Origin of the sequence: Flavobacterium sp. RSP46 (assembly GCF_003984825.1) — a bacterium.
In the GTDB taxonomy this organism is placed as follows: domain Bacteria; phylum Bacteroidota; class Bacteroidia; order Flavobacteriales; family Flavobacteriaceae; genus Flavobacterium.
In genome coordinates this window covers 15,067-37,612 of record NZ_RYDM01000010.1, presented here as the reverse complement: position 1 = coordinate 37,612, position 22,546 = coordinate 15,067, and the positions used below count along the sequence as shown (strand labels likewise).

The 22,546-nt window shown below is 35.7% G+C and carries 17 protein-coding genes; 7 read left to right on the top strand and 10 right to left on the bottom strand.

The features are described from left to right. Positions 1-264: 264 nt before the first annotated feature. From EKM01_RS13675 to prfB, 4 genes are all read right to left on the bottom strand, one after another. Complete coding sequence (locus tag EKM01_RS13675) at positions 265-1,263, bottom strand: NADP-dependent oxidoreductase (RefSeq protein ID WP_126463350.1); 999 nt, start codon at positions 1,261-1,263, stop codon at positions 265-267. Between the two features lie 77 nt (positions 1,264-1,340). Beyond that, on the bottom strand, positions 1,341-3,305 hold the full coding sequence (locus EKM01_RS13670; RefSeq protein WP_126768663.1) for an aconitate hydratase: 1,965 nt from the start codon (positions 3,303-3,305) through the stop codon (positions 1,341-1,343). Positions 3,306-3,360: 55 nt separating this feature from the next. After that, positions 3,361-4,743 carry an NAD-dependent succinate-semialdehyde dehydrogenase gene (locus EKM01_RS13665; RefSeq protein ID WP_126768662.1) on the bottom strand — a complete coding sequence of 461 codons (1,383 nt, stop codon included), beginning with the start codon at positions 4,741-4,743 and terminating at the stop codon, positions 3,361-3,363. Positions 4,744-5,407: 664 nt separating this feature from the next. After that, a protein-coding gene (gene prfB / locus EKM01_RS13660) for a peptide chain release factor 2 (RefSeq protein ID WP_126456165.1) occupies positions 5,408-6,506 on the bottom strand; the annotation gives its coding sequence in 2 pieces (ribosomal slippage) (positions 5,408-6,442 and positions 6,444-6,506; 1,098 coding nt in all). A gap of 191 nt (positions 6,507-6,697) precedes the next feature. Here prfB and EKM01_RS13655 point away from each other — a divergent pair. Next, positions 6,698-7,720, top strand: coding sequence for a low specificity L-threonine aldolase (locus tag EKM01_RS13655; RefSeq protein WP_126456163.1), 1,023 nt, complete (start codon positions 6,698-6,700; stop codon positions 7,718-7,720). 85 nt (positions 7,721-7,805) lie between these two features. On the opposite strand, the gene EKM01_RS13650 is transcribed toward EKM01_RS13655, so the two are convergent. Continuing rightward, positions 7,806-8,126 carry a YbaB/EbfC family nucleoid-associated protein gene (locus tag EKM01_RS13650; protein ID WP_126454841.1) on the bottom strand — a complete coding sequence of 107 codons (321 nt, stop codon included), beginning with the start codon at positions 8,124-8,126 and terminating at the stop codon, positions 7,806-7,808. 70 nt (positions 8,127-8,196) lie between these two features. Here EKM01_RS13650 and EKM01_RS13645 point away from each other — a divergent pair, with 70 nt between their 5' ends. Together EKM01_RS13645 and EKM01_RS13640 are read left to right on the top strand one after the other, a co-directional pair. Then, positions 8,197-10,332: a S9 family peptidase gene (locus EKM01_RS13645; protein WP_199740690.1), complete on the top strand. Its 2,136-nt coding sequence runs from the start codon at positions 8,197-8,199 to the stop codon at positions 10,330-10,332. 70 nt (positions 10,333-10,402) lie between these two features. Continuing rightward, positions 10,403-11,443 (top strand): PLP-dependent cysteine synthase family protein, encoded by a 1,041-nt coding sequence (locus tag EKM01_RS13640; protein WP_126463342.1) that lies wholly within the window; start codon positions 10,403-10,405, stop codon positions 11,441-11,443. A gap of 83 nt (positions 11,444-11,526) precedes the next feature. Here the strand turns inward: EKM01_RS13640 and EKM01_RS13635 are convergent, their stop codons facing one another. The 3 genes from EKM01_RS13635 to gcvT all read right to left on the bottom strand — a co-directional run bounded on the left by EKM01_RS13635 (position 11,527) and on the right by gcvT (position 15,991). After that, complete coding sequence (locus tag EKM01_RS13635; protein ID WP_126454834.1) at positions 11,527-13,599, bottom strand: hypothetical protein; 2,073 nt, start codon at positions 13,597-13,599, stop codon at positions 11,527-11,529. A gap of 537 nt (positions 13,600-14,136) precedes the next feature. Next, a complete protein-coding gene (locus EKM01_RS13630; protein ID WP_126454832.1) occupies positions 14,137-14,850 on the bottom strand; it encodes a YebC/PmpR family DNA-binding transcriptional regulator in 714 nt (237 codons plus the stop codon). A gap of 58 nt (positions 14,851-14,908) precedes the next feature. Beyond that, a complete protein-coding gene (gcvT, locus tag EKM01_RS13625; RefSeq protein WP_126516245.1) occupies positions 14,909-15,991 on the bottom strand; it encodes a glycine cleavage system aminomethyltransferase GcvT in 1,083 nt (360 codons plus the stop codon). Between the two features lie 286 nt (positions 15,992-16,277). Here gcvT and EKM01_RS13620 point away from each other — a divergent pair, with 286 nt between their 5' ends. From EKM01_RS13620 to EKM01_RS13610, 3 genes are all read left to right on the top strand, one after another. Then, positions 16,278-17,132 carry an NAD(P)H-hydrate dehydratase gene (locus EKM01_RS13620; protein WP_126768661.1) on the top strand — a complete coding sequence of 285 codons (855 nt, stop codon included), beginning with the start codon at positions 16,278-16,280 and terminating at the stop codon, positions 17,130-17,132. Positions 17,133-17,404: 272 nt separating this feature from the next. After that, the gene (locus tag EKM01_RS13615; protein ID WP_126768660.1) at positions 17,405-18,199 is read left to right on the top strand and encodes a HipA family kinase; all 795 of its coding nucleotides are present in this window, start codon (positions 17,405-17,407) and stop codon (positions 18,197-18,199) included. Next, a complete protein-coding gene (locus tag EKM01_RS13610) occupies positions 18,177-18,560 on the top strand; it encodes a DUF3037 domain-containing protein (protein WP_126768659.1) in 384 nt (127 codons plus the stop codon). Before EKM01_RS13615 ends, EKM01_RS13610 begins: the two co-directional genes overlap by 23 nt. A 259-nt stretch (positions 18,561-18,819) precedes the next feature. Here EKM01_RS13610 and EKM01_RS13605 read toward each other — a convergent pair whose 3' ends face one another. Together EKM01_RS13605 and EKM01_RS13600 are read right to left on the bottom strand one after the other, a co-directional pair. Then, positions 18,820-20,010 carry a TIGR03862 family flavoprotein gene (locus EKM01_RS13605; RefSeq protein WP_126768658.1) on the bottom strand — a complete coding sequence of 397 codons (1,191 nt, stop codon included), beginning with the start codon at positions 20,008-20,010 and terminating at the stop codon, positions 18,820-18,822. Between the two features lie 130 nt (positions 20,011-20,140). Further along, a complete protein-coding gene (locus tag EKM01_RS13600) occupies positions 20,141-21,670 on the bottom strand; it encodes a S10 family peptidase (RefSeq protein WP_126563665.1) in 1,530 nt (509 codons plus the stop codon). Positions 21,671-21,866: 196 nt separating this feature from the next. Between EKM01_RS13600 and EKM01_RS13595 the strand changes: the two genes are divergently transcribed. Continuing rightward, positions 21,867-22,412: a hypothetical protein gene (locus tag EKM01_RS13595; RefSeq protein ID WP_126463326.1), complete on the top strand. Its 546-nt coding sequence runs from the start codon at positions 21,867-21,869 to the stop codon at positions 22,410-22,412. The last annotated feature ends 134 nt before the right edge of the window (positions 22,413-22,546 follow it).

Here is a 22,546-nt window from a genome sequence, read left to right as displayed (position 1 = left end):
ATAAAAGAATTTAGCGTTGAAATTCCTAATCTTACTAATTTCTTTAACAGGAATAAATGGAGTGGTTATATAAATTGTGAATACAATATTGTAATTGTTCCTTATCCTTTGGACATGAGGAAATGCTGATTGATTACAATAAATAGCAAACAACAGTTAGCGGTAGAGACTTTGTTGATTCAATGGTTGGGGTTAATTATAAAACAAATAGCCGGTACTTAATTATAAGTACCGGCTATTTTCTATTTATTTGACTCGGATAAATTATCTTTTCACAATCATTTTTCCATTGTTTTCTCCTTTAAATAAACCAAGTAGCGCTGTAGGTAATTGATCAAAACCTTCTACTATAGTTTCTGTAAACTTCAATTTTCCTTCATTGACCCATTTTGATAAGTGTGCAATTCCTTCTGGAAAGTCTTTTTGAAAATTATTGATAATAAAACCCTGCATTAATACACTTCGGGTTAATAACATGGGTTGGATTCGGGGTCCCATTGGTATTTCGGTGCTGTTGTATAGGGAAATTTGTCCACACAAAGCAATTCTGGAATGAAAATTCAGGTTTTCGATAACCGCATCAGAAATACTGCCACCTACATTGTCAAAATAAACATCCACACCGTTTGGACATAATTTAGCAATTGTGGATTTCATATTGGTATTTGTTTTGTAATTGACGACTTCGTCATAGCCAAATTCTTCTTTTAGCATTTTTACTTTTTCATCAGAACCGGCAATTCCTATTACACGAGCACCTTGGATTTTTGCAAGTTGGCCTACTACTATCCCAACGGCTCCTGCGGCTCCTGATACCACAACGGTTTCTCCCGCTTTTGGTTTTCCAATTTGCATTAGACCAAAATAAGCGGTAAGTCCTGTCATTCCCAGTATTCCTAAATAATATGTTAGGGATTCTACTGTTGATTCAATTTTTTGCAGGCCTTTTTCAGAGGCAATCATTTGTTCGCTCCAAGGCAAAGCGCCCAGAACAGTATCTCCTGTTTTGAAAAGATCGGATTTTGATTCTACTACAGTAGCCAAAACTCCGCCCTCTATAGGTTGGTCTAATTCAAATTGAGGTACATACGATTTTCCTTCATTCATTCGACCGCGCATATAGGGATCTACGGAATAATACAATCCTTTTAAAAGGACTTCTCCTTTTTTTAGATCGTTTAATTCTATATTTTCAGATCTAAAATCATTCAATGTTGGAATTCCATTAGGTCTTGATGCTAATACGATTTGTTTCGTTTTCATTTTTTTTTGTTTAATAAAAACTCTATTAGCCATTAGCTAATGAAGTTTTGTTTCCTGTTTTCTTTTTTAAAACTAATTTATAGTTTGGTTCTGAAATCATTTATGATTCCCCCTTTTGCAAGTACGTTAATTTGACGATCACTTAAACTGTGTTTGGTTTCAAATTCTAAAGTGCTTCCGTCCCCTTTTTCGATCACTACTTTTATATTATTTCTATTGACAACATCTTCACGGAGGTTTTTAAAACGGATCAAATCTCCCTGTTCCATTTTGTCATAATCAGAAACGTTTATAAATTCTAAAGGCACAATTCCAAAATTGACTAAATTTTGCCAAGCAATACGGGCATAACTTTGGGCAATAACAGCCACTTGTCCCAAATATTTAGGAGCAAGAGCGGCATGTTCCCGACTGGAACCTTGGGCATAATTTTCTTTTGCAATAACGATATGTCCACCAAATTCTTTTTTAGATTTCATGGCTCGGTCATAAAAACTAGGATCGATCACACTAAAAGCATATTTACTGATTTCAGGAATATTACTTCTTAAGGGAAGTACATCGGCTCCAGCTTTCAAAATTTCATCTGTAGATACATTATCGCCCATTTTTAATAAAATAGGAATTCGATAGTCTTGTTGTAAAGCTTCAATTTCAGGAATCGATTTGATATTTGGACCTTTATGTAATTCAACTCCTGATCCATCTTTTAGGGGAGCCACGAGCATATCAGTATTGATAATTTCTACTTCAGGATTCTCAAATTTAGGATATTTCATGCCATAGATTTTTTCCATATCTCTAGGATCTGTGATTTTTCCTGTCAGGGCAGATGAAGCAGCCGTTTCGGGACTACACAAATAAACCTGATCATCTTCTGTTCCAGAACGACTTGGGAAATTTCGAGGCATGGTTCTTAAACTGATTGTTCCGGTAGCGGGAGCTTGCCCCATTCCTATACAACCCATACAACCTGATTGATGAAAACGAGCACCAGCAGTAATCAAATTTGCAAAAGTAAAATTCTTTAGCATGTTTTGAATTGTTTGTCTCGAAGTAGGATTGACATCAAATGAAACTGCACTGTTGATTGTTTTGTCTTTTACGATCACTCCGGCAATCCAAAAATCTCGTAATCCAGGATTTGCAGAAGAGCCTATTACGACTTGACCAATTTCTTTTCCGGCAACTTCGCTCACAGGAACTACATTTCCAGGACTTGTAGGCAGGGCAATCAAAGGAACTAAATCGCCCAAATTGATTGCTGCATATTCATCATAAGTTGCTCCTGAATCGGCAATTAATTCCGTCCAGTCAGATTCCCGATTTTGGGAAATTAAAAACCGTTTGGTTTCATCATCACTGGGGAATACAGTTGTTGTAGCACCTAATTCAGCACCCATATTGGCAATTACATGGCGGTCCATCACGCTCAGATTTTTCAATCCTTCACCATAATATTCTATAATTTTTCCCACTCCGCCTTTTACATCATAGCGTCTTAGCATTTCTAGAATGACATCTTTGGCACTAACCCAATCGGGTAGTTTACCGCTGAGTTCTACACCCATTACTTTTGGCATTTTGACAAAATAAGGTTGACCTGCAATTGCAGCTGCAACATCTAAACCACCGGTTCCAATGGCCAGCATGCCCAAAGACCCTGCAGCACAAGAATGACTATCGGACCCAACGAGTGTTTTTCCGGGTTTGCCAAAACGTTCCATGTGCACCGGATGACTTACGCCATTTCCGGGACGACTGTACCAAAGACCAAATCTTTGTGACGCCGAAAGTAAAAATAAATGGTCATCGGCATTTTTAGAATCCGTTTGTAAAAGATTGTGATCCACATATTGAACCGCAACTTCTGTTTTGGCTTTTTTTAGACCCATGGCTTCTAATTCTAATTGGACTAATGTTCCAGTTGCATCTTGTAATAATGCCTGATCTATCCGGATTCCAATTTCTTGACCCGCAATCATTTCACCATGTAAAAGATGCGATTGGATTAATTTTTGACTAACGTTTAATTTTGACATATTTTGTACTTTTAGATGCTTTTCTTAAATGTAAAAATCGAGATATTGTCTTATTCTAGAAAGGATCGGATAATCCACTCACACGGATTAATTTTTTATTTACAAATTCATGAATTCCAATTTCAGAGAGTTCTCTACCGTAACCAGAACCTTTGGTTCCTCCAAAAGGTAAATCGGCTTGTGTCCAAGTTGGGTGATTGATAAATACCATTCCAGAATCAATCTGATCAGCAAGTCGTTTTCCACGTTCAATATCTTTAGTAAATATGGATCCTCCTAAACCAAAATCAGAATCATTCGCCAAGGCAATTGCAGCAGCTTCGTCTTTTACTCTGTAAAAAGAGGAAACTGGTCCGAATAATTCTTCGTGATATGCTGGAATTTCAGGATTTAGATCCGTTAGAATGGTAGGTTCCATAAAGGCTCCCGGACCATCAACTCTTTTTCCTCCAAGTAAAACGGTAGCTCCGGCAGCAACTGATCTTTCCACTTGATCTACTAAGTGTAATAAAGCTTCTTCACTACTCAATGGACCTAATTCTGTATTTGAATCCATTGGATCTCCTACTTTTAATTTAGCTAGTTTAGCTGTGTACTTTTCGATAAATTCATCAGCAATAGCTTCTATAGCAATAATTCTTTTGGAAGCAATACAACTTTGTCCATTATTGTTCATTCTACCTACTACGGCCCATTCTACAGTTTTATCAATATCGGCATCTTCTAAAACGATTAAGGCATCATTACCTCCTAATTCTAAAACTGATTTCTTAAGGTTTTTACCAGCTTCTGCAGCTAAACTTGCACCAGCGGCTTCACTACCGGTAAGTGAAACACCTTTGATTCTTTTGTCAGAAACAATGGCTGAAGCTCTTTTTCCTGAGATTAACAAATTAGTGTATAATCCAATTGGAGCTTGCGCTTCTTTAAATAAATCTTGAATTGCAATTGCACATTGAGGAACCATAGAAGCGTGTTTTACTAAGATAGTATTTCCTACCATGATGTTTGGCGCAATGAAACGAGCTACCTGATAAAAAGGGAAATTCCACGGTTGAACACCCAGTAAAACGCCTATTGGGCTTGATCTGATAATGGCTTCGCCAAGTTCAGGCTCTAATTTTTTATCGACTAAAAAGGCTTCGCCATTTTGAGCATAATAATCTAATATATTAGCACTTAATTCAATTTCACCTTCTGCCTGTGAAAATATTTTTCCCATTTCGAGTGTAATCAAAGTAGCCAAAGCTGTTTTCTTCTTTCTCATTAAAGAAGCTACTTTGTTTAAAACAGCCGCTCTTTCAGAATATGATGTTTTTTTCCAATCTTGGAAGGTATTGGCAGCTTGTACAATGGCATCATCTACTTGCTTGTCGGTCATTTCATCAAATGATTTCAAAACTTTGTTTGTTGCGGGATTCGTTGTTTGTATGGCCATAATTCTAATATTTAAAGAAGATTAATTTTTGGCTTCTGCCAAAAATAATTTATAATGTAAAACAGATGGTTTTAGCATGTATAATTCAATAATTGGTTAGGAAATTTTTACGAAGTAGATTGGTTTTTTTGAAAAAAATAAAATTGTTCTAGTTTGTAATAACAATTATTGAATAACAAAGATAAAAATATTATGAGGAATAAGACTTACATAATTCCCACATTAACTTTTTTTTATGCGTAAAGTAAACACATCTAAAAGCCTTCTTTTTAGATGTTGTTTCTTTTCGTCTTCCTTTTTTTACATTTGGATGGATGGTGCTAATTTTTACTTTTTTTAATTAAAACAAGACAAGAAACAGTAACTATAGCGGTTTAGATTAATACAATAGGATATTTTTTAAATTAATTTTTCTTCATAATAGTGTTACTTTCAAAACAGAAAAAAATTAGCATTGAAAATGGGATGCAATTGTGGGTCGTGAATAATTACTAAGCAGAAAATAATACCGTTTTCTAATGGCTTTAGAAAAAAAGGTAAAGAGTAGTATGATGCCTTAAGTAACATGATAAAATGTTGCCGTTAAAAAAGGGGTTTATCTATAAAAAAAATCCCACCGACTTTAAAGCCGGTAGGATCTGTTTTATTTTAACTAAATGGTATTTTATTCCTCTTCCTTTTGTCCCATCATCATTAGATAAGCTTTCAGGAACTCATCAATTTCTCCATTCATAACGCCGTCAACGTTGCTGGTTTCATAACCGGTGCGAACATCTTTGACTAACTTATAAGGTTGCATGACATAATTTCTGATTTGGGAACCCCATTCTATTTTCATTTTACCAGCTTCAATATCAGCGCGTTGTGCCTGTTTCTTTTTTAACTCAATTTCGTACAATTGAGAGCGTAACATCTGCATGGCACGCTGTCTGTTGTCTTGCTGCGATCGCGTTTCGGAACATTGTATTTGAATTCCGGTAGGTTTATGAAACAATTGTACTTTAGTTTCCACCTTATTTACATTTTGTCCACCAGCTCCGCTGGATCGCGAAGTCGTGATCTCAATGTCAGCAGGATTGATGTCAATTTCGATGCTATCATCTACCAGTGGATACACGTAAACGGATGCAAATGAGGTATGACGTTTGGCATTGCTGTCAAAAGGAGAAATTCGTACCAGTCGATGCACGCCGTTTTCGCCTTTTAAATATCCAAAAGAATAATCGCCTTCAAATTCGAGTGTTACGGTCTTGATACCGGCAGCTTCTCCTTTCTGGAAATTCAGTTCTTTGATTTTGTAACCGTATTTTTCGCCCCACATCATGTACATGCGCATGAGCATTTCGGCCCAATCACAACTTTCGGTTCCACCGGCACCAGCAGTAATTTGTACCACAGCACTCAAAGTATCCCCTTCGTCCGAGAGCATGTTCTTGAATTCAATGGCTTCAATATGCGCTTGAGTGGCGTAGTAATGTTCGTCTAATTCTTCTCCGGTAAGTTCACCTTCTTTGTAAAAATCATAGGCAAGTTGCAATTCATCCGTCATTTCGACTGCTTTATTGTAATCTTCAATCCACTTTTTCTTATTTCGGAGATTTTTTACAATGATCTCAGCTTCTTTTGGATTGTTCCAAAAATCAGGGGCAAAGGTTTTTTCTTCTTCGTTTGAGATCTCAATTAGCTTGGCATCAACGTCAAAGATACCTCCTCAACGCACCAAGGCGCTCTACAATACCTTTAATTTGTTCGGTAGTTGTCATAAAATTATATTAATTTGGTTGGTCTGTTTTCAATAATTTATCAAAATTGCTGCCGTGTACTACAATTAGTGTAGTTTTAACGGAACTAGTTGGAATTAATAAACGGTATTGTGTAAATTTGTGGCACAAAAATAGAAAAATTTTACGAAGGGACAATTCGCGAATTGTCCGTACTGAAAATAAAAATAAATATGGAAATAAATTTAGTTAGCGACACAATCACGAAACCTTCACGTGAAATGCTGGTTCATATGTTAAATGCTGAAGTAGGCGATGATGTTTACAAACAAGATCCTACAGTTATAGCCCTAGAAGCCAGAGTTGCTGAGATGTTTGGTATGGAAGCGGGTCTTTTTTTTCCCTCAGGAACGATGGCCAATCAAACAGCGATAAAATTGCATACCCAACCCGGAGAACAATTAATTGCTGACAAATATGCACATGTATACCATTATGAAGGCGGCGGTGTTTCCTTCAATAGTGGCGTTTCTTGTTGCTTATTAGACGGAAACCGCGGAATGATAACTGCAGAGCAAGTGGCTGGAGCCATCAATGATCCGGAGTTTTACCACAGTCCTTTAACAAGTTTAGTTTGTGTAGAAAACACCACTAATAAAGGTGGCGGCGCTTGCTATGAACTGGAAGATTTGCAAAAAATAAAAAAGGTTTGTGATGCTAATAATTTGAAATTTCACCTGGATGGCGCCCGAATCTGGAATGCTTTGGTAGCCAAAAATCAAGATCCAAAAGCATTTGGGGAATTATTTGATACCATTTCGGTTTGTTTGTCTAAAGGTTTGGGAGCACCAATTGGTTCGGTGTTGTTAGCGGACAAAGCCACGATTCACAGAGCATTGCGAATTCGAAAAATATTAGGTGGCGGAATGCGTCAGGTAGGCTATTTGGCAGCAGCCGGAATTTATGCCTTGGACAATAATATAGAACGCCTTGCTGAAGATCATAGGCGAGCGAAAGAAATTGCCGAAGTTTTGAAAAAGGTAAGCTGGGTTGCATCAGTAGAGCCGGTTGAAACTAATATTTTGATTTTCTCGTTGGTTCCAAATTGTATCGAAAAGAATTTAATTGAATTGTTAAAGCAAAAAAATATTTTAATCAGTTCCATGGGGCATGGAAAACTGCGAATAGTCACGCATCTTGATTATAAGGAAGTTATGCATACCTATGTATTGGAAACCTTGCAGAAGTTAGTATAGTTCTTCTTGGAGAATTTGTTTAAAGTTTAAGGTTTAAAGTTTTTATCGTGATCAAAAAACGTTAAACCTTAAACTTTAAACTTTTTTATTTAAACAAATCTTCCATTCCGGGAATCATTGGCATATCCATTTTAGTAACGACATCCAGTTCGCTCTGATTGACATTTGTCGCTTTTTCGATTGCTTTATTCAATACTAAAATCAAATAATCTTCCAGTTGCTCTTTATCTGCTAATAGAGTGTCGTCAATAATAATTGATTTTAGGGTTCTGTTGGCAGTCAAAGTAACTTTCAATAAACCATCAGTGCTTTGTTCGTCTATAAGAACAGTATCTAAACGTTTTTTTGTGTCTTCTATCTTTTGTTGGGTCTCTTTAAGTTTGCCCATCATTCCCATTAAATCCATGTTTTAATTTTTTAAATTAATTTGATTTACAAAATTACTATATTGCATAGTTATAATCAATAAAATATTCATGAAAAATAAACTCGTCTTAAGTTGTCTTTGTGTTATTTTTGCACCATCAATTACTAATATAAAAGCGCAACAAATGTCAAAAAATATTCCTTCTCCCGTAGCTAAAATAATTCCAAAAACTTTAGAAAAACACAACCAAAAACGGGTAGATAATTATTTCTGGTTAAACGAGAGAGAGAACCTGGAAGTGATTGATTATTTGAATCAAGAAAATACGTATTATGAAGCCATGACTGTGGATACAAAAGGGTTTCAGAAAGAATTATACGAAGAAATGAAAGCCCGCATCAAGGAAGACGATCAATCGGTTCCTTACTTATACAATGGTTACTATTATATCACGCGTTTTGAAACCGGAAAGGATTATCCCATTTATTCCAGAAAAAAAGGAAGTCTTACCGCTACTGAGGAAATTTTATTCAACTGTAATGACTTAGCCAAAGACCATTCTTACTTTCAATTGGGTGGTTTGAGCGTGAGTCCGGACAATAAATTTGCGAGTTTTGGTATTGATACCGTTGGAAGACGTATTTATACGATACAAATCAAAAACTTAGAGACGGAAGAAATTCTTTCGGATAAGATTGAAAATGCTACTGGAAGTTCTGTTTGGGCCAATGATAATAAAACGATATTTTACACCAGACAAGATAAAGTTACCTTGCGGTCTGATAAAGTTTTTAAACATAAATTAGCCACAGATTCAGCTACTGATATATTAGTTTTTAATGAAAAAGACGATACGTTCAATGTTTCTGTAGGCAAAGAAAAATCAAAAAAATATATTGTAATAGGCTCCGGAAGTACCTTAACAACCGAGTACAGAATTTTAAATTCAGATACTCCAGATGGAGAGTTTGTGGTTTTTCAACCAAGGGTTCGCGGCTTAGAATACAGTATTTCTCATTTTGGAGATTCTTTTTATATCATGACCAATAAGGACAAAGCAACTAACTTCAAGTTGATGAAAACCCCTGAAAACGCTACTGCAAAAGAAAATTGGAAAGATGTCATTGCGCATCGAAAAGACGTTTTACTGGAAGATATCGAAATTTTTAGAAACTATTTAGTTGTAGAAGAACGTTCCAATGGTTTGAACCACATTCGTATTATGCCTTGGAGTGGAGAAGGAGAATATTATTTGCCTTTTGGAAGCGAAACGTATAGCGCATATACGACAACAAATGTGGATTTTGATACTGATATTTTGCGTTACAGTTACCAATCATTGGCAACGCCATCTTCAGTTATTGACTTTAATATGAAAACCAAAGAGAAAGAAATCAAGAAAGAGCAACAGGTTCTTGGGGGCAAATTTGATAAAAATAATTATATCGAAGAGCGTGTTTGGGCCACAGCAACAGATGGTACCAAAGTACCCATTTCTATGGTGTACAAAAAGGGGTTGAAAAAAGATGGGAATAATCCGGTATTGCTTTATGCCTACGGTTCATACGGCGTTACCATGGATGCTTATTTTTCATCTACGCGTTTGTCAATTTTGGATCGAGGATTTGTATTTGCCATAGCACACATTCGCGGTGGTGAAGATTTAGGAAGACAATGGTATGAAGACGGAAAATTATTGAAAAAGAAAAACACCTTCACTGATTTTATTGATTGTTCTAAGTTTTTGATTCAGGAAAAATATACTTCACCAAAACATTTATATGCCGAGGGCGGTTCAGCAGGTGGATTATTAATGGGAGCAGTTGTCAATATGGCGCCGGAATTGTACAACGGAGTAATTGCGCAGGTTCCTTTTGTAGATGTTATCACCACGATGCTTGATGACACGATTCCGCTGACAACAGGAGAATATGATGAATGGGGCAATCCAAACGAGAAAAAATATTATGATTATATGGCATCCTACTCTCCTTATGACAACGTAAAAGCTCAAAACTATCCTAATATGTTCGTTTCTACCGGACTTCATGATTCACAAGTACAATATTGGGAGCCTGCCAAGTGGGTTGCAAAGCTCCGTACTCAAAAAACAAATGATACCGTTTTATATCTTAATACGAATATGGATGCGGGTCACGGCGGTGCTTCAGGTCGGTTTGAAGCCTTAAAGGAATTAGCAAAGGAATATAGTTTTTTATTAGATTTAGAAAAAATTAAAAACTAGATAGCTTTTTTTTGTTAAATTTGTAACTTTCGAGGTGTAATTAGAAATTGCTGCAACTAACTATTTTTTTATGAAAAAAAAAGTAAACGCTTACAATAATGTCTTAGAACTTATAGGTAATACTCCTCTTATTAAGTTAAATAAAGTCACTGAAGAGTTAGAAGGTGCTTTTTATGCAAAAGTAGAAGCTTTTAATCCGGGACATTCCTCCAAAGACAGAATAGCATTGCACATAATTGAAGAAGCTGAAAAGAGAGGCGTTTTATCTCCTGGTGATACTATAATTGAAACAACATCCGGCAATACGGGTTTTAGTTTAGCAATGGTGAGTATTATAAAAGGATATAGCTGTATTCTGGCTGTTAGTTCTAAATCATCTAAAGACAAAATAGACATGCTTCGCAGCTTAGGCGCTAAAGTGTATGTTTGTCCGGCGCATGTTTCTGCTGATGATAAACGTTCGTATTACAATGTTGCCAAACGTTTGCATGAAGAAACAAAAGGCTCGGTGTATATCAACCAATATTTCAATCAGTTGAATGTTGATGCGCATTATAAGTCTACCGGTCCGGAAATTTGGAAGCAAACAAATGGAGCAATCACACACTTAATTGCTTGTAGTGGAACAGGAGGAACTATTTCCGGTACTGCAAAATACTTAAAAGAACAAAATCCAAACATTAGAATTCTTGGAGTCGATGCTTTTGGATCCGTATTAAAAAAGTACCATGAAACTGGAGAATTCGATAATGATGAAATTTATCCGTACCGAATAGAAGGTTTAGGGAAGAACTTAATTCCATCAGCAACGGATTTTGATATTATTGATAAATTCATGAAAGTAACTGACGAAGAAAGTGCTCATGCGGCTCGAGAAATCACAAGGAAAGAAGGTTTATTTGTAGGATATACTTCAGGAGCTGTTTTGCAAGCCATCAAGCAATATGCTGATGAAGGCGAGTTTGATGTTAACAGTGTTGTTATTGCCATATTTCCAGATCACGGTTCTCGTTATATGAGTAAAGTATTTAGTGATGATTGGATGCATGAACAAGGTTTCTTTGACAGTATAAACCAAGAAGAAGTTCAAAAAATAGAAATGATAAAATAAGTTGAAATTATAAATAAAAAGTCCCATTAGCTTTTGCAAATGGGACTTTTTTATTGATCATATAAGGAAGAATACTTTTTTGGTTAATCCAATAATTCAGGAGTACTAAGTATTAATTCGATTTTTTTAATAGTGATCGTGATCTGGCTCATTTGTAATTCTATGTTTCTAAAAAAGAGACTAATATCTCTGTTGACCCAACTTTCAGAAATAACTCTTGCTCCTAAACTAATTCTTAAAATAGCACTTTCAATTTCAGTAGTATATTTTACATTAACTGCTTGACCAATATGGCATTTTTGGGCAGCAAGCCGAATGATTTCTAATGAAGAACCTTCAAACTGATCCGATAAATCAGTATTTAATAACGTATATAATTTTTTTACGTTATCAACAGATAAAACTTCATTATCTTTAAAAATAAAGAAAGGAAAAATGGTACGGATATTTCGTATTCCAAATTCTTTACTGCTGTAACTCTTCGTTTTTGTTTCATCACCATAAATAGGCTGTAAAAAAGTGGCTTCTTTTATGGAATCATCAACAAAATTGCAAAACATCTCAATACCCATATTTCGATATAAAACAGGTGTTTTGTAGTATCTGTCCATTTCAACTACGGCCGCATTCCAGCGCATATAGGAACCATAGTTATACCCATCGGATAATTCATTGGAACAAAACCAAGAAGCCGGCCAATCAGAATGATTGTAATATTGGGTTAAACCTTTGGGTAATGTGTTTTTTACAGAATGTATTAATTTGTTGACACTTTTAGGTAAAATTAATGCACCGCAGTATGGAGGGCCCGTGAAAAATTTACTTCCTGTTATAGTAACAATATACCCTTTGTTTAAATAATTTTGTATGTCTTTTGGATCTAATCTAAGCTGTGAGCCGTCTACAATAATCTGAATTGATAAATTTTCAAGTGTATTTAGTTTTTTTATAAATTCGTCACTGGGAGATTGATACCCTAATTTTGATTGGTCCATAGTATGTAACACTATGTGCCTGCCTTGATTTTTGGTCTTGATAACGGCATCAAATACTTCCTTATCTAATTGAGCAGAAGATTTTGATGCGCCATTTTCATCTCGAAAAGGGATTTTAATTAAATCAACCTCTCTAAAGCCTTCAATTTTAGTATCTTTTTTAATTGGATAATTTAGTGCAGTAGTGTTTTCAAAGTGGCATCCCTTTAAGGCGGCAGCAACGCCACTACCAGTTTCATCAGAGGCCACCAAAATGTGTGTAATTTCTTTGTCGGAAATAATTTGTGTTATAGCTGCTATTTGCAGCGACGAATCGGTACCTGATGGAGAAAAAATTATTTCACATTCCTCATTTAATTTAAATATTTTTCTAAGGTTATTTTTTAGTAATTCAGAAAACTCGGTAGTAGTATTTTTAAAACTGTTTTTCAAGCTGTTTCTAATTAATATACTTCTCACTTTATCGGTTTTATCAAAAGCAAAATTTGAAACGCTGGACGCCGTAGATGAGGCAAAAGTAAATGCATCAGGTCTTGGGAATGGGCGACATCCGTATTTGTTTAGCAAATGAATTTCGTCGATATTCAATCTAAGATCTCCTCCAGACATTAATAAGTATTCGGTGGGTTTTGCTAGATTTTCAACAATAGGTTTCCAAGATTCTTTGAGTTCAGTATTTAAATTTTTTAAACCATGGAAAGATTGTAGCTCTTCGTTTATTAATGAAGATTCTGTATTTAAGTAGGTATCATTTTTGATTAAATTAATTAAAACATAATCAAGATCTTCTAATTTTTCTTTATCATCTTTAGGTAGTAAATTATAAAATATTCGAATCACTTCAAGTGCAGCGATATCGCATAAAACAGCCTCTTTTTTTTCGTTATTCAACGCTTTGTACCATAACTGCCATTCAATACCATATCTTAAATAAACTAGAGCTAAAATAGGTTTGTTCAAAAAGGACGAGCCAATTATAATCGATTTATTGGGTATAATTTTGAAAATAGTAGGCTCACTAGTTGAGGTGATTATATTGATGTTATTTATCTTTGGTACAGTATTAAACCTTTTTAAAATACGCACTAAATAGTTTACATTTTCTTTTTCAAATAAACTGGTTCTTTTATATTGATTTTCAATTAGAATGTTGTTTGTCATATATGTTATAATTTAAAACGTTCCTTAGAACGATATTCTGTATTAGGAATATTTAGTTAATTCACTACACGCATTCAATCAGGGACTACATTCTGCTGAAAATTGTCACAAAAAATAATTTTCCCTTTTATTCTTAATATTCAATGATGGTGCTCTATTTTTAAATAATTATGCTCTCACTTGCTGGCTGTTTCGCTTGTTTTTTGGGCGTCGCATTTATCAAAAAGTAGGCAAATATAAGAAACTTGATATCAGGAAAAAAAATATTAAAAATACTCGTTTGCTAAATCTCTTCGTGTTAATTGTAGACCGTGAATTAAACTTATATTCACTAAATAATGGAACTTGTATTTTTTAATTAAATATTGTATTTTTTTATTTTTGATTTATTATTTGAGCACCTGATAAAAAAGGATATGGGACACTCCAGAGAATATTTAAAACAATAAATGACCGAGGCTTAATTTTAAAGTCATACATTTTCAGGCAAAAAAACTCCAGCCGAAGCTAGAGTTTTAGTTATTGTAGAAATTAAGTTTATGCTTCTTCCATAGTATGATACACGTTCATGACATCATCGTCTTCTTCCATTTTTTCAATTAATTTTTCTACATCGGCCATTTCAGCTTCCGATAGTTTTTTAGTAATTTGGGGGATTCTTTCAAATCCGGAAGAAAGAATTTCCAGTCCTCTGTTTTCTAATTCTTTTTGAATGGTTCCAAAACTTCCAAAGGGCGCATATATTAAAATACCATCTTCGTCTTCAAAAACTTCTTCAGCACCAAAATCGATTAACTCTAACTCTAGTTCTTCAGGATCAATTCCGTTTGCCGGGATTCTAAAATTACAGGTGTGATCAAACATAAATTCAACTGAACCTTGTGTTCCCAATGTGCCATTGCATTTGTTAAAATAACTCCTAACATTAGCCACCGTTCTGTTATTATTATCAGTAGCAGTTTCAACCAGAATGGCAATACCATGGGGTGCATATCCTTCAAATAAAACTTCTTTATAATTGGCCGTGTCTTTATCGGTTGCTTTTTTAATGGCGCGTTCCACATTTTCTTTTGGCATATTCACTGCCTTAGAGTTCTGGATCACTGCTCGTAATCTGGAATTGGCATCAGGATTTGGTCCGCCTTCTTTTACGGCCATTACAATATCTTTTCCTATTCTGGTAAATGCTTTGGCCATTGCTGACCAACGTTTCATTTTTCTTCCTTTTCTAAACTCAAACGCTCTTCCCATTTCTATTTCTTATTTTGAACTGCAAAAATACAGTTATTCTAAACTTTATCCAATGATTTTATTTCTTGTAAAAAGGTAATTTTACCACTTTGGCAGGGACGTCATTTTTACGGATTCGGATAAAGATATCGCTTTCCAAAGCACTGTTTTCTGAAGTTACATACCCCATTCCTATTCCTTTATTCATTGAAGGTGACATCGTTCCCGAAGTTACAATTCCGATTACATTTCCTGTTGCATCTACAATTTCGTAATCGTGTCTTGGCACCGCACGTTCCTGCATTTCAAAAGCAACCAGTTTTTTAGAAACACCCGCTTCTTTTTGTTTTTTCAGATTTTCTGAATTCGTGAATTCTTTTGTGAACTTTGTAATCCATCCCAAACCAGCTTCAAGTGGCGAAGTCGTGTCATTAATGTCATTTCCGTACAAACAGAAACCCATTTCCAATCGCAACGTGTCACGAGCTGCAAGACCAATTGGCTTGATGCCAAAAGCTGCACCTGCTTCAAAAACTTTAGTCCAAATTTGTTCTACTTCTGAATTTTTGCAATAAATTTCAAAACCTCCAGAACCAGTATATCCTGTAGCCGAAATAATTACATCTTTGATACCCGCAAATTCACCCACTTCAAAATGGTAATACGGAATCGCAGATAAATCTTTTGAAGTCAACGATTGCATTGCTTCAACCGCTTTTGGCCCTTGAATTGCCAATAATGAATAATCATCCGAAAGGTTTTTCATCTCCACACCCAAATCATTTTGAGCCGAAATCCAATCCCAATCTTTCTCAATATTCGACGCATTTACTACTAATAAATACTGCTCATCTTTCATTTTATAAACAAGCAAATCATCTACAATTCCACCATCATTATTTGGTAAACAAGAATATTGCGCTTTTCCGATAGTCAAAGTCGAAGCGTCATTTGTAGTCACTTTCTGAATCAAAGCCAATGCATTTGGACCCGTAAGCAGGAATTCACCCATGTGAGAAACGTCAAAAACACCCACGGCATTGCGCACCGTTTCATGTTCCGCATTCACTCCTTCATATAAAATGGGCATATTGTATCCGGCAAACGGTAGCATTTTTGCTCCCAAACTCTCGTGTATGTGCGTAAGCGCAGTATTTTTCATTGTGTTTTTCTATAAAATTTAATTTTGCTAATTTATTGATTTTATTTCGGGTGACAAAGGCAGAGCGAAGCAAAGTTTAAAGTTTCAAACGTTTTCGGAACAACACGTACCATATCATTTATCATAAGTTTTTTTAGGAGCTATTTCCTGCTTTTCACTGCAATCTTATTATTCGCCAAAAAAGGCGTATAATAAGGATTTCCGTTATAATCAGGGCTAGGTAATTTCGATTAAATTGACGAATTTGTTTCCTATTAAATTCGTAATTTTAAACAAATAAATTTCCATGACGAATCCTATTTATATTGACCAAAAAGAAATTCTAAAACGCCTCAAACAACCAGATAAACATACCCACAAAGGTATTCAAGGACACGCTTTAATCATTGGCGGAAGTTACGGCAAAATAGGAGCAGTGAGCTTATCCTCTAAAGCGGCTTTGAAAACCGGCTGCGGATTAGTTACCGTTTTCATTCCAAAATGTGGGTATGATATTTTACAAATTTCAATCCCAGAAGTCATGGTTTTAACTGACAATCAGGAGAAATCAATTTCCAATATTACTTTCGACATTACACCACAAGCCATCGGAATTGGTCCTGGATTGGGTCAGGCCGTAGAAACCCAAAATGCGCTGCATCAGTTTTTAAAAACAAATAAAACGCCTTTAGTGATCGATGCCGATGCACTGAATATTTTATCCCAAAACAAAGAATGGTTTTCTTTAGTACCGCCCAAAACAATCTTAACGCCACATCCCAAAGAACTGGAACGATTAATTGGAAAATGGCATTTCGAAGAAGAAAAAATGAATAAAGCAATCTCTTTCTCCAAACAACACGAAATTATAATCGTTATGAAAGGCGCACCCACCCGAATCATTGATGGTAAAACTTTCTACGAAAATACCACCGGAAATGCTGCGCTTGCAACCGCTGGAACGGGTGATGTTTTGACGGGAATGATTACAAGTCTCTTGGCACAAGCCTATGAACCCATTAGTGCCGCAATTCTTGGCGTGTATCTTCACGGATTAACCGCGGATATTGCCTTGCCAGAAACGGGCTATCAATCTTTTATCGCTTCAGATGTAATTGCGAATATTGGAAAAGCTTTTTTGAGTATAGAAAACTTGGAGTAGTATTTTGTCTTTTACCATTTCATTTTATTTCTTTTCCTTTTGTCATTCCGACGAGGGAGGAATATCATTGTAGTTTCCGGTAATTTTTTTATGAATAGCTAATTTATTCAACTTATTATTGATACAAGTTAGCAATAAAAAATATTCTTGATAAGGTTAATTTTTCGTCAGACGGACAGATTGTTAGCAATCATTTTACAAAATAGACACGAAATTCTTCTCACTTATTTGTAAGTTTGTATCCAAGCAAAATTGCTTTATCCAATTTGATTATGGAAAAAACACCCCATCTTAGAACCGTAAATGTTACACGATACATCGCTCCTTTGCGGGAAGGCGGCTCTTTGCCTGCGCTCGCTGAAGCCGATGACGATTTTAAATATGTACTGAAATTCAAAGGTGCCGGACATGGCGTAAAAGCCTTAATTGCCGAATTAATCGGTGGAGAAATTGCTCGTGTATTAAACTTGAAAATGCCGGAACTCGTTTTTGCAAATCTCGGCGAAGCTTTTGGCCGCAGTGAAGCCGACGAAGAAATTCAGGACTTGCTTCAAGGGAGTCAGGGTCTGAATTTAGCTTTGCATTATTTATCGGGAGCCATAAATTTTGATCCTGTTGTCACGTTGGTTAACCCAAAACTAGCTTCCCAAATTGTTTGGTTAGATGCTTTTATCACCAATGTGGACAGAACCTTTAGAAACACCAATATGTTGATCTGGCATAAAGAATTATGGCTTATTGATCACGGCGCAAGTCTTTATTTTCATCATTCGTGGACCAATTGGGAAAAGCAAGCACAAAGTCCTTTTGCACTGATTAAAGACCATGTTTTGTTGCCTCAGGCTTCTTTATTAATAGAAACGGATTTAGCATTCAAAAAAATAATGACAGACGATGTATTGCAAAATATCGTGAATCTGATTCCGGAAGTATGGCTCCATTGGGAAGATACCGATGAAACTCCGGATGCAATTCGGGAAGTCTATTTTCAGTTTTTAATAACACGTTTGAACCATTCCGAAATTTTTATAAACGAAGCACAAAATGCAAGAAAAGCACTTATATGAGTATGCCGTAATCCGAGTTGTGCCTAGGGTAGAACGCGAAGAATTCCTCAATGTGGGTATTATTCTGTTTTGTAAAAAAGCAAAATTCATCAAGGTTTTGTATGCAGTAAATGAATCCAAACTCCAAGTTTTTTCGGATGATTTGGATATAGAACAATTGCATTTAAATATACAGGCATTTGCCAAAGTAGCGCATGGCGAAAAATCAGGAGGACCAATAGGACAATTTGATATTCCGTCGCGTTTCCGTTGGTTGACAGCACTTCGCAGTTCCGCCATTCAAACCTCAAGACCACATCCAGGATTGTGTGATGATTTGGAACAAACAACCCAGCGTTTATTTGAAGAAATGATATTGTAAATGAATTTTAAAACTATTGTGTAAAGTCATTTTGCAATCAAAAATACTTTTAGCCAATTTACAATAGTAATATTTAAAGTTACAATTGTCCGAAAAACATACCAAGGTTTTTTTGCCACAGATTCACAGATTTATATATTTTGTTATAAATATTTTTTTACTAAAAATCTATTTTTAATCTGTGAATCTGTGGCTGATTTTTTAAAAACGTTGATGCGTGATTTACTAGGTAATAGTTAAGGAAAATATTGTAAAAAATTCAAGAAAGACTGTTCAGATGACGCGCAAGATGCATCCCCATACTAAAACAAGCTTGCAAGAGATAGCCTCCGGTAGGTGCATCCCAGTCGAGCATTTCACCAATGCAATAATTACTTTTTTTATCTTTTAGTTGAAAATTTTCGTCCACAGCATTCAGTTGGATACCGCCTGTTGTTGATATCGCATCGTTCAATAACGCAGCACCGGTAATTTCGAGGCTTAATTTTTTAATATTTTGAGCCAATAATTCTGGATTCAAGTAGATTTCTTTCGAAAGGTATTTTTTCAAAAGTCCAATTTGCGCGGGACTCAATTTTACTTCTTTCTGTAATGTTTCGCTCGTCTTTTTAAAAGTTGATTTTCTAATTTTGTCAAGCAAATCTTCATAACATAAGGTTGGTTTGAGATCTAGGAAAATTGTAGCTTTTTGTTGGCTTTCCAATTCTTCTCGAATGTGTGGACTAAGTGCATAAATAGCATTTCCTTCTAAACCGAAACGTGTGATAACCGCTTCGCCTTTTTGTCTTTTATTCAAACAGCTAATCGCAATATTTTTAAGCGGACTGCCTTCATGTTCCAAGATGAAATCTTCCGGCCAGTTCACCCGATACGCACAATTCGAAGATTGAAAAGCAACGATAGGAATATTTTCTCTTTCAAATAAATCTAGCCAGGTACCATCAGAACCGGTGATCTTCCAGCTACCACCGCCCAGGGCAAAAATGGTATAGTCGGATTTTATTGCTGTATCTGTATTGAAAACGATGTCATCTTTGTTCCTCCAGCCCGTCCAGGTGTGTTGGTATTGAATAGCGACACCTTGCTTAGTCAAAACATCCAGAATTGCGTTGAGTACTGTTATGGGTTTGATGCCACTTTCAGGATATACTCGTTTGCTACTGCCAATATAGGTTGGGATACCGATGGTATCTATCCACTGTCTAAAGTCTTCATTATCAAAATTAAGCAATGCTTTTTCCAAAAAATGAGGTGGTGTATAGCGTGCAATCAATTCAGCAATGGGTTCCGAATGGGTGAGGTTAAATCCCCCTTTTCCGGCCACCAAAAATTTCCTTCCCAGTGTTTTGTTTTTTTCGTAGACTGTAACCTTGAATTTCTCACAATCCAATAATGCAGCCAGTATAAGTGCTGCGGGTCCTCCTCCAATAATTGAAACTGATTTTTTCACGTCACAAAAATAGGTTTTGTTTTTCCCGTAAATGCCGTTACGTATTTTTATATTAGCCAATGTATATGTAAAAAATAAAAAAGGCTGTTCAAAATAATTTTGAACAGCCTTTTTAGAAATTTTTTATCCACTAATATTTTGCCGACTCTCCGGCTTTCGGCAAGGATTGTTTTATAAATTGTCTGATATCCTCGTTGGCAGTTTCTAAATCTACTTTTCTCAAATACATCATGTGACCGCTTCTGTAACCTTTCCAGGACATTCTGTCATTTAGTCTTCCGCTTGGATCCATTTGCCACATGTTGTATTTTGAATTGAAATAATCACAAGCCCCGTCATAATAGCCGGACTGAACCATTACATGCAAATACGGATTTTGAGCCATGGCTTGTCTCAGGTTTTCTCCAGTTTTATCATTGGAATCATCCCAAGGCCGCACAGAACCAAACATATTGTATTTGAAATCGGTTTTGTAATTCAAATTATTGCGCAAGTACATATTGATGGCAGGAGTAAAGGAGTGGAGCCAAGAAGTAAGTTCGGCATTAAAATCAGGACTGTCACCAGCGGTTTTACGGTCAATTCCTTTGTAACGAGAATCTAATCTTCCTACGGTAAATCCTTGATCGCGCAACAATTCTTTCCAGAAATAATCATAGGGAACATCTAAATTATTTTGTAAAACCACTTTTTCCGAAAGTCCGGAATAGCGCGCAATTTTGGACGCGATTTCTTTTCTTTTTTGATCGTCCAATGCGCCTCCTTTGCTCATTGCGGGAAGCAGTTCATTTATGGTAAATTCTTCTACTTCAGGCAGCATATCCGTTAAATCTTTGTTCTGTAAATCAGCAGGTAATTTTTTGTGGAACCAAGCCGTAGCAGCAAAATAAGGCAGTTTCAGCGCAGCTTCAGAAGCGACTCCACGAGTGATTCCCAATTCAGTTGGCGATACTAAAATAACGCCGTTCAAATACATCCATTCACTATTTTGTAATTCTAGTGCCAATCCGGAAACACGCGTAGTACCATAACTTTCACCAATGAGATATTTGGGTGAAGCCCAACGATTGGTTCGGGATACAAATCCATTAATCCAATCAGCAAGGTATTTAATGTCGGCATTTACACCAAAGAATTTAGTGGTTGGTATTTCTTTACTTGTCGCTCTTGAATAGGCGGTATTAACAGGATTTACAAAAACAATATCGGCAACATCCAATATTGAATATGGATTTTCCTTGATTCCATAAGGCTGTAACGGATAGCCTTCATCATCAATATTAATTAAAGTGGGACCCGTATAGGCAATCTGCATCCAAACCGAAGCGGAACCTGGACCGCCATTAAAGGAGATGACTAAAGGGCGGGCAGCACGATCTTTTACATCAGAACGCTCATAATACGTGTAAAATAATCCGGCAATTGCTTTTCCATCCTCATCCCAAACCGGCATCGTCCCAGTGGTGGCTTTGTAAGGCACTTTTTGACCTTTGATAGTTGTGCTGTGTTCTGTTATGACCTGCGAATCCGGATTGAAAATAAGATTTGCAGCTGAATATTCTTCTTTTGGAGCAGGAGTAGCTGCTGGTGTTTTTGATGGTTGGGCATGCATTGTCGTAAAAAATCCAACTAAGAGCAACGATAGTACTGTTTTTTTCATAAAGAGATCGGTTTGAGGTGTTTTTAACAACAATTTTTGATAAAATTTAATTTCACTAATGTATTGTTTTTTATTGGAGCATCTATAAAAGAATGCAGAATTATGATTTTAATGCGTTTGACCTGTCATTTAAGCACCTGGAATAGGAATCAAATAACAGTTGTGTTTGCCCTGATTTTCTGATTACCTTTGCATCATGGATAAAATTTTTCGTCCCAACCCTAATTCTTTCAAAAATACTTTCTGCGTATTTGATGAAATTTCTATTGATGCTATAAATGGATTGAAAATTCAGTATGACAGCAAATCGGGCAGTAAATATTATTATACTAAAACGGGAATGTATCGGTTGTCCAATCATTGGGGACGATTAGCTAATAGCAAATGGCGATTAGAACCTTTAGAACCAGAAACAATTTCTAAAATTAAATTGGGTTATGCTTCTTGGGATCGTTTTTATCCAGATAATGCTATAGAAGAACTCTATTATTTAGAAGCAAATTATCTAAAGAAAACAGTCAATTACCAACACAGAAATAATCCAAAGTATGATAAAAAAGCGATCTTGAGAACCAGTTTTGAAACCACTAAACGCATCAAGCAGATCCGAAATTTATTCAATCTGACTTCGTGGGCTAACTATTTTGATTGCGACGATATTGATCTTTTGAGAGAGAAAATTATCAATCAATTAATTTTTACCACTAAAACGTTAGAGGAAATAAAAAAAGAATTCATTTGATGCCAGCCACGGAATCATCTGAAAAATATTGATTTTTCGCCTTTTAAGTAATAACCATGGTATAATGTCGTGTTTTAAAATCAGGATAAAATTATGTAACAATCTGATTTAAACTCGTTTTACTTAAAGTTAAT

Bases quoted from the DNA above. Each gene is read 5' to 3' on its own strand.
- EKM01_RS13635 (WP_126454834.1), bottom strand. From the start codon at position 13,599: ATGACAAACAACATTCTAATTGAAAATCAATATAAAAGAACCAGTTTA.
- EKM01_RS13665 (WP_126768662.1), bottom strand. From the start codon at position 4,743: ATGGCCATACAAACAACGAATCCCGCAACAAACAAAGTTTTGAAATCA.
- EKM01_RS13620 (WP_126768661.1), top strand. From the start codon at position 16,278: ATGACGAATCCTATTTATATTGACCAAAAAGAAATTCTAAAACGCCTC.
- EKM01_RS13640 (WP_126463342.1), top strand. From the start codon at position 10,403: ATGAAAAAAAAAGTAAACGCTTACAATAATGTCTTAGAACTTATAGGT.
- EKM01_RS13670 (WP_126768663.1), bottom strand. From the start codon at position 3,305: ATGTCAAAATTAAACGTTAGTCAAAAATTAATCCAATCGCATCTTTTA.
- EKM01_RS13675 (WP_126463350.1), bottom strand. From the start codon at position 1,263: ATGAAAACGAAACAAATCGTATTAGCATCAAGACCTAATGGAATTCCA.
- EKM01_RS13615 (WP_126768660.1), top strand. From the start codon at position 17,405: ATGGAAAAAACACCCCATCTTAGAACCGTAAATGTTACACGATACATC.
- EKM01_RS13600 (WP_126563665.1), bottom strand. From the start codon at position 21,670: ATGAAAAAAACAGTACTATCGTTGCTCTTAGTTGGATTTTTTACGACA.
- EKM01_RS13645 (WP_199740690.1), top strand. From the start codon at position 8,197: ATGAAAAATAAACTCGTCTTAAGTTGTCTTTGTGTTATTTTTGCACCA.
- EKM01_RS13630 (WP_126454832.1), bottom strand. From the start codon at position 14,850: ATGGGAAGAGCGTTTGAGTTTAGAAAAGGAAGAAAAATGAAACGTTGG.
- EKM01_RS13655 (WP_126456163.1), top strand. From the start codon at position 6,698: ATGGAAATAAATTTAGTTAGCGACACAATCACGAAACCTTCACGTGAA.
- EKM01_RS13650 (WP_126454841.1), bottom strand. From the start codon at position 8,126: ATGGATTTAATGGGAATGATGGGCAAACTTAAAGAGACCCAACAAAAG.
- EKM01_RS13610 (WP_126768659.1), top strand. From the start codon at position 18,177: ATGCAAGAAAAGCACTTATATGAGTATGCCGTAATCCGAGTTGTGCCT.
- gcvT (WP_126516245.1), bottom strand. From the start codon at position 15,991: ATGAAAAATACTGCGCTTACGCACATACACGAGAGTTTGGGAGCAAAA.
- EKM01_RS13595 (WP_126463326.1), top strand. From the start codon at position 21,867: ATGGATAAAATTTTTCGTCCCAACCCTAATTCTTTCAAAAATACTTTC.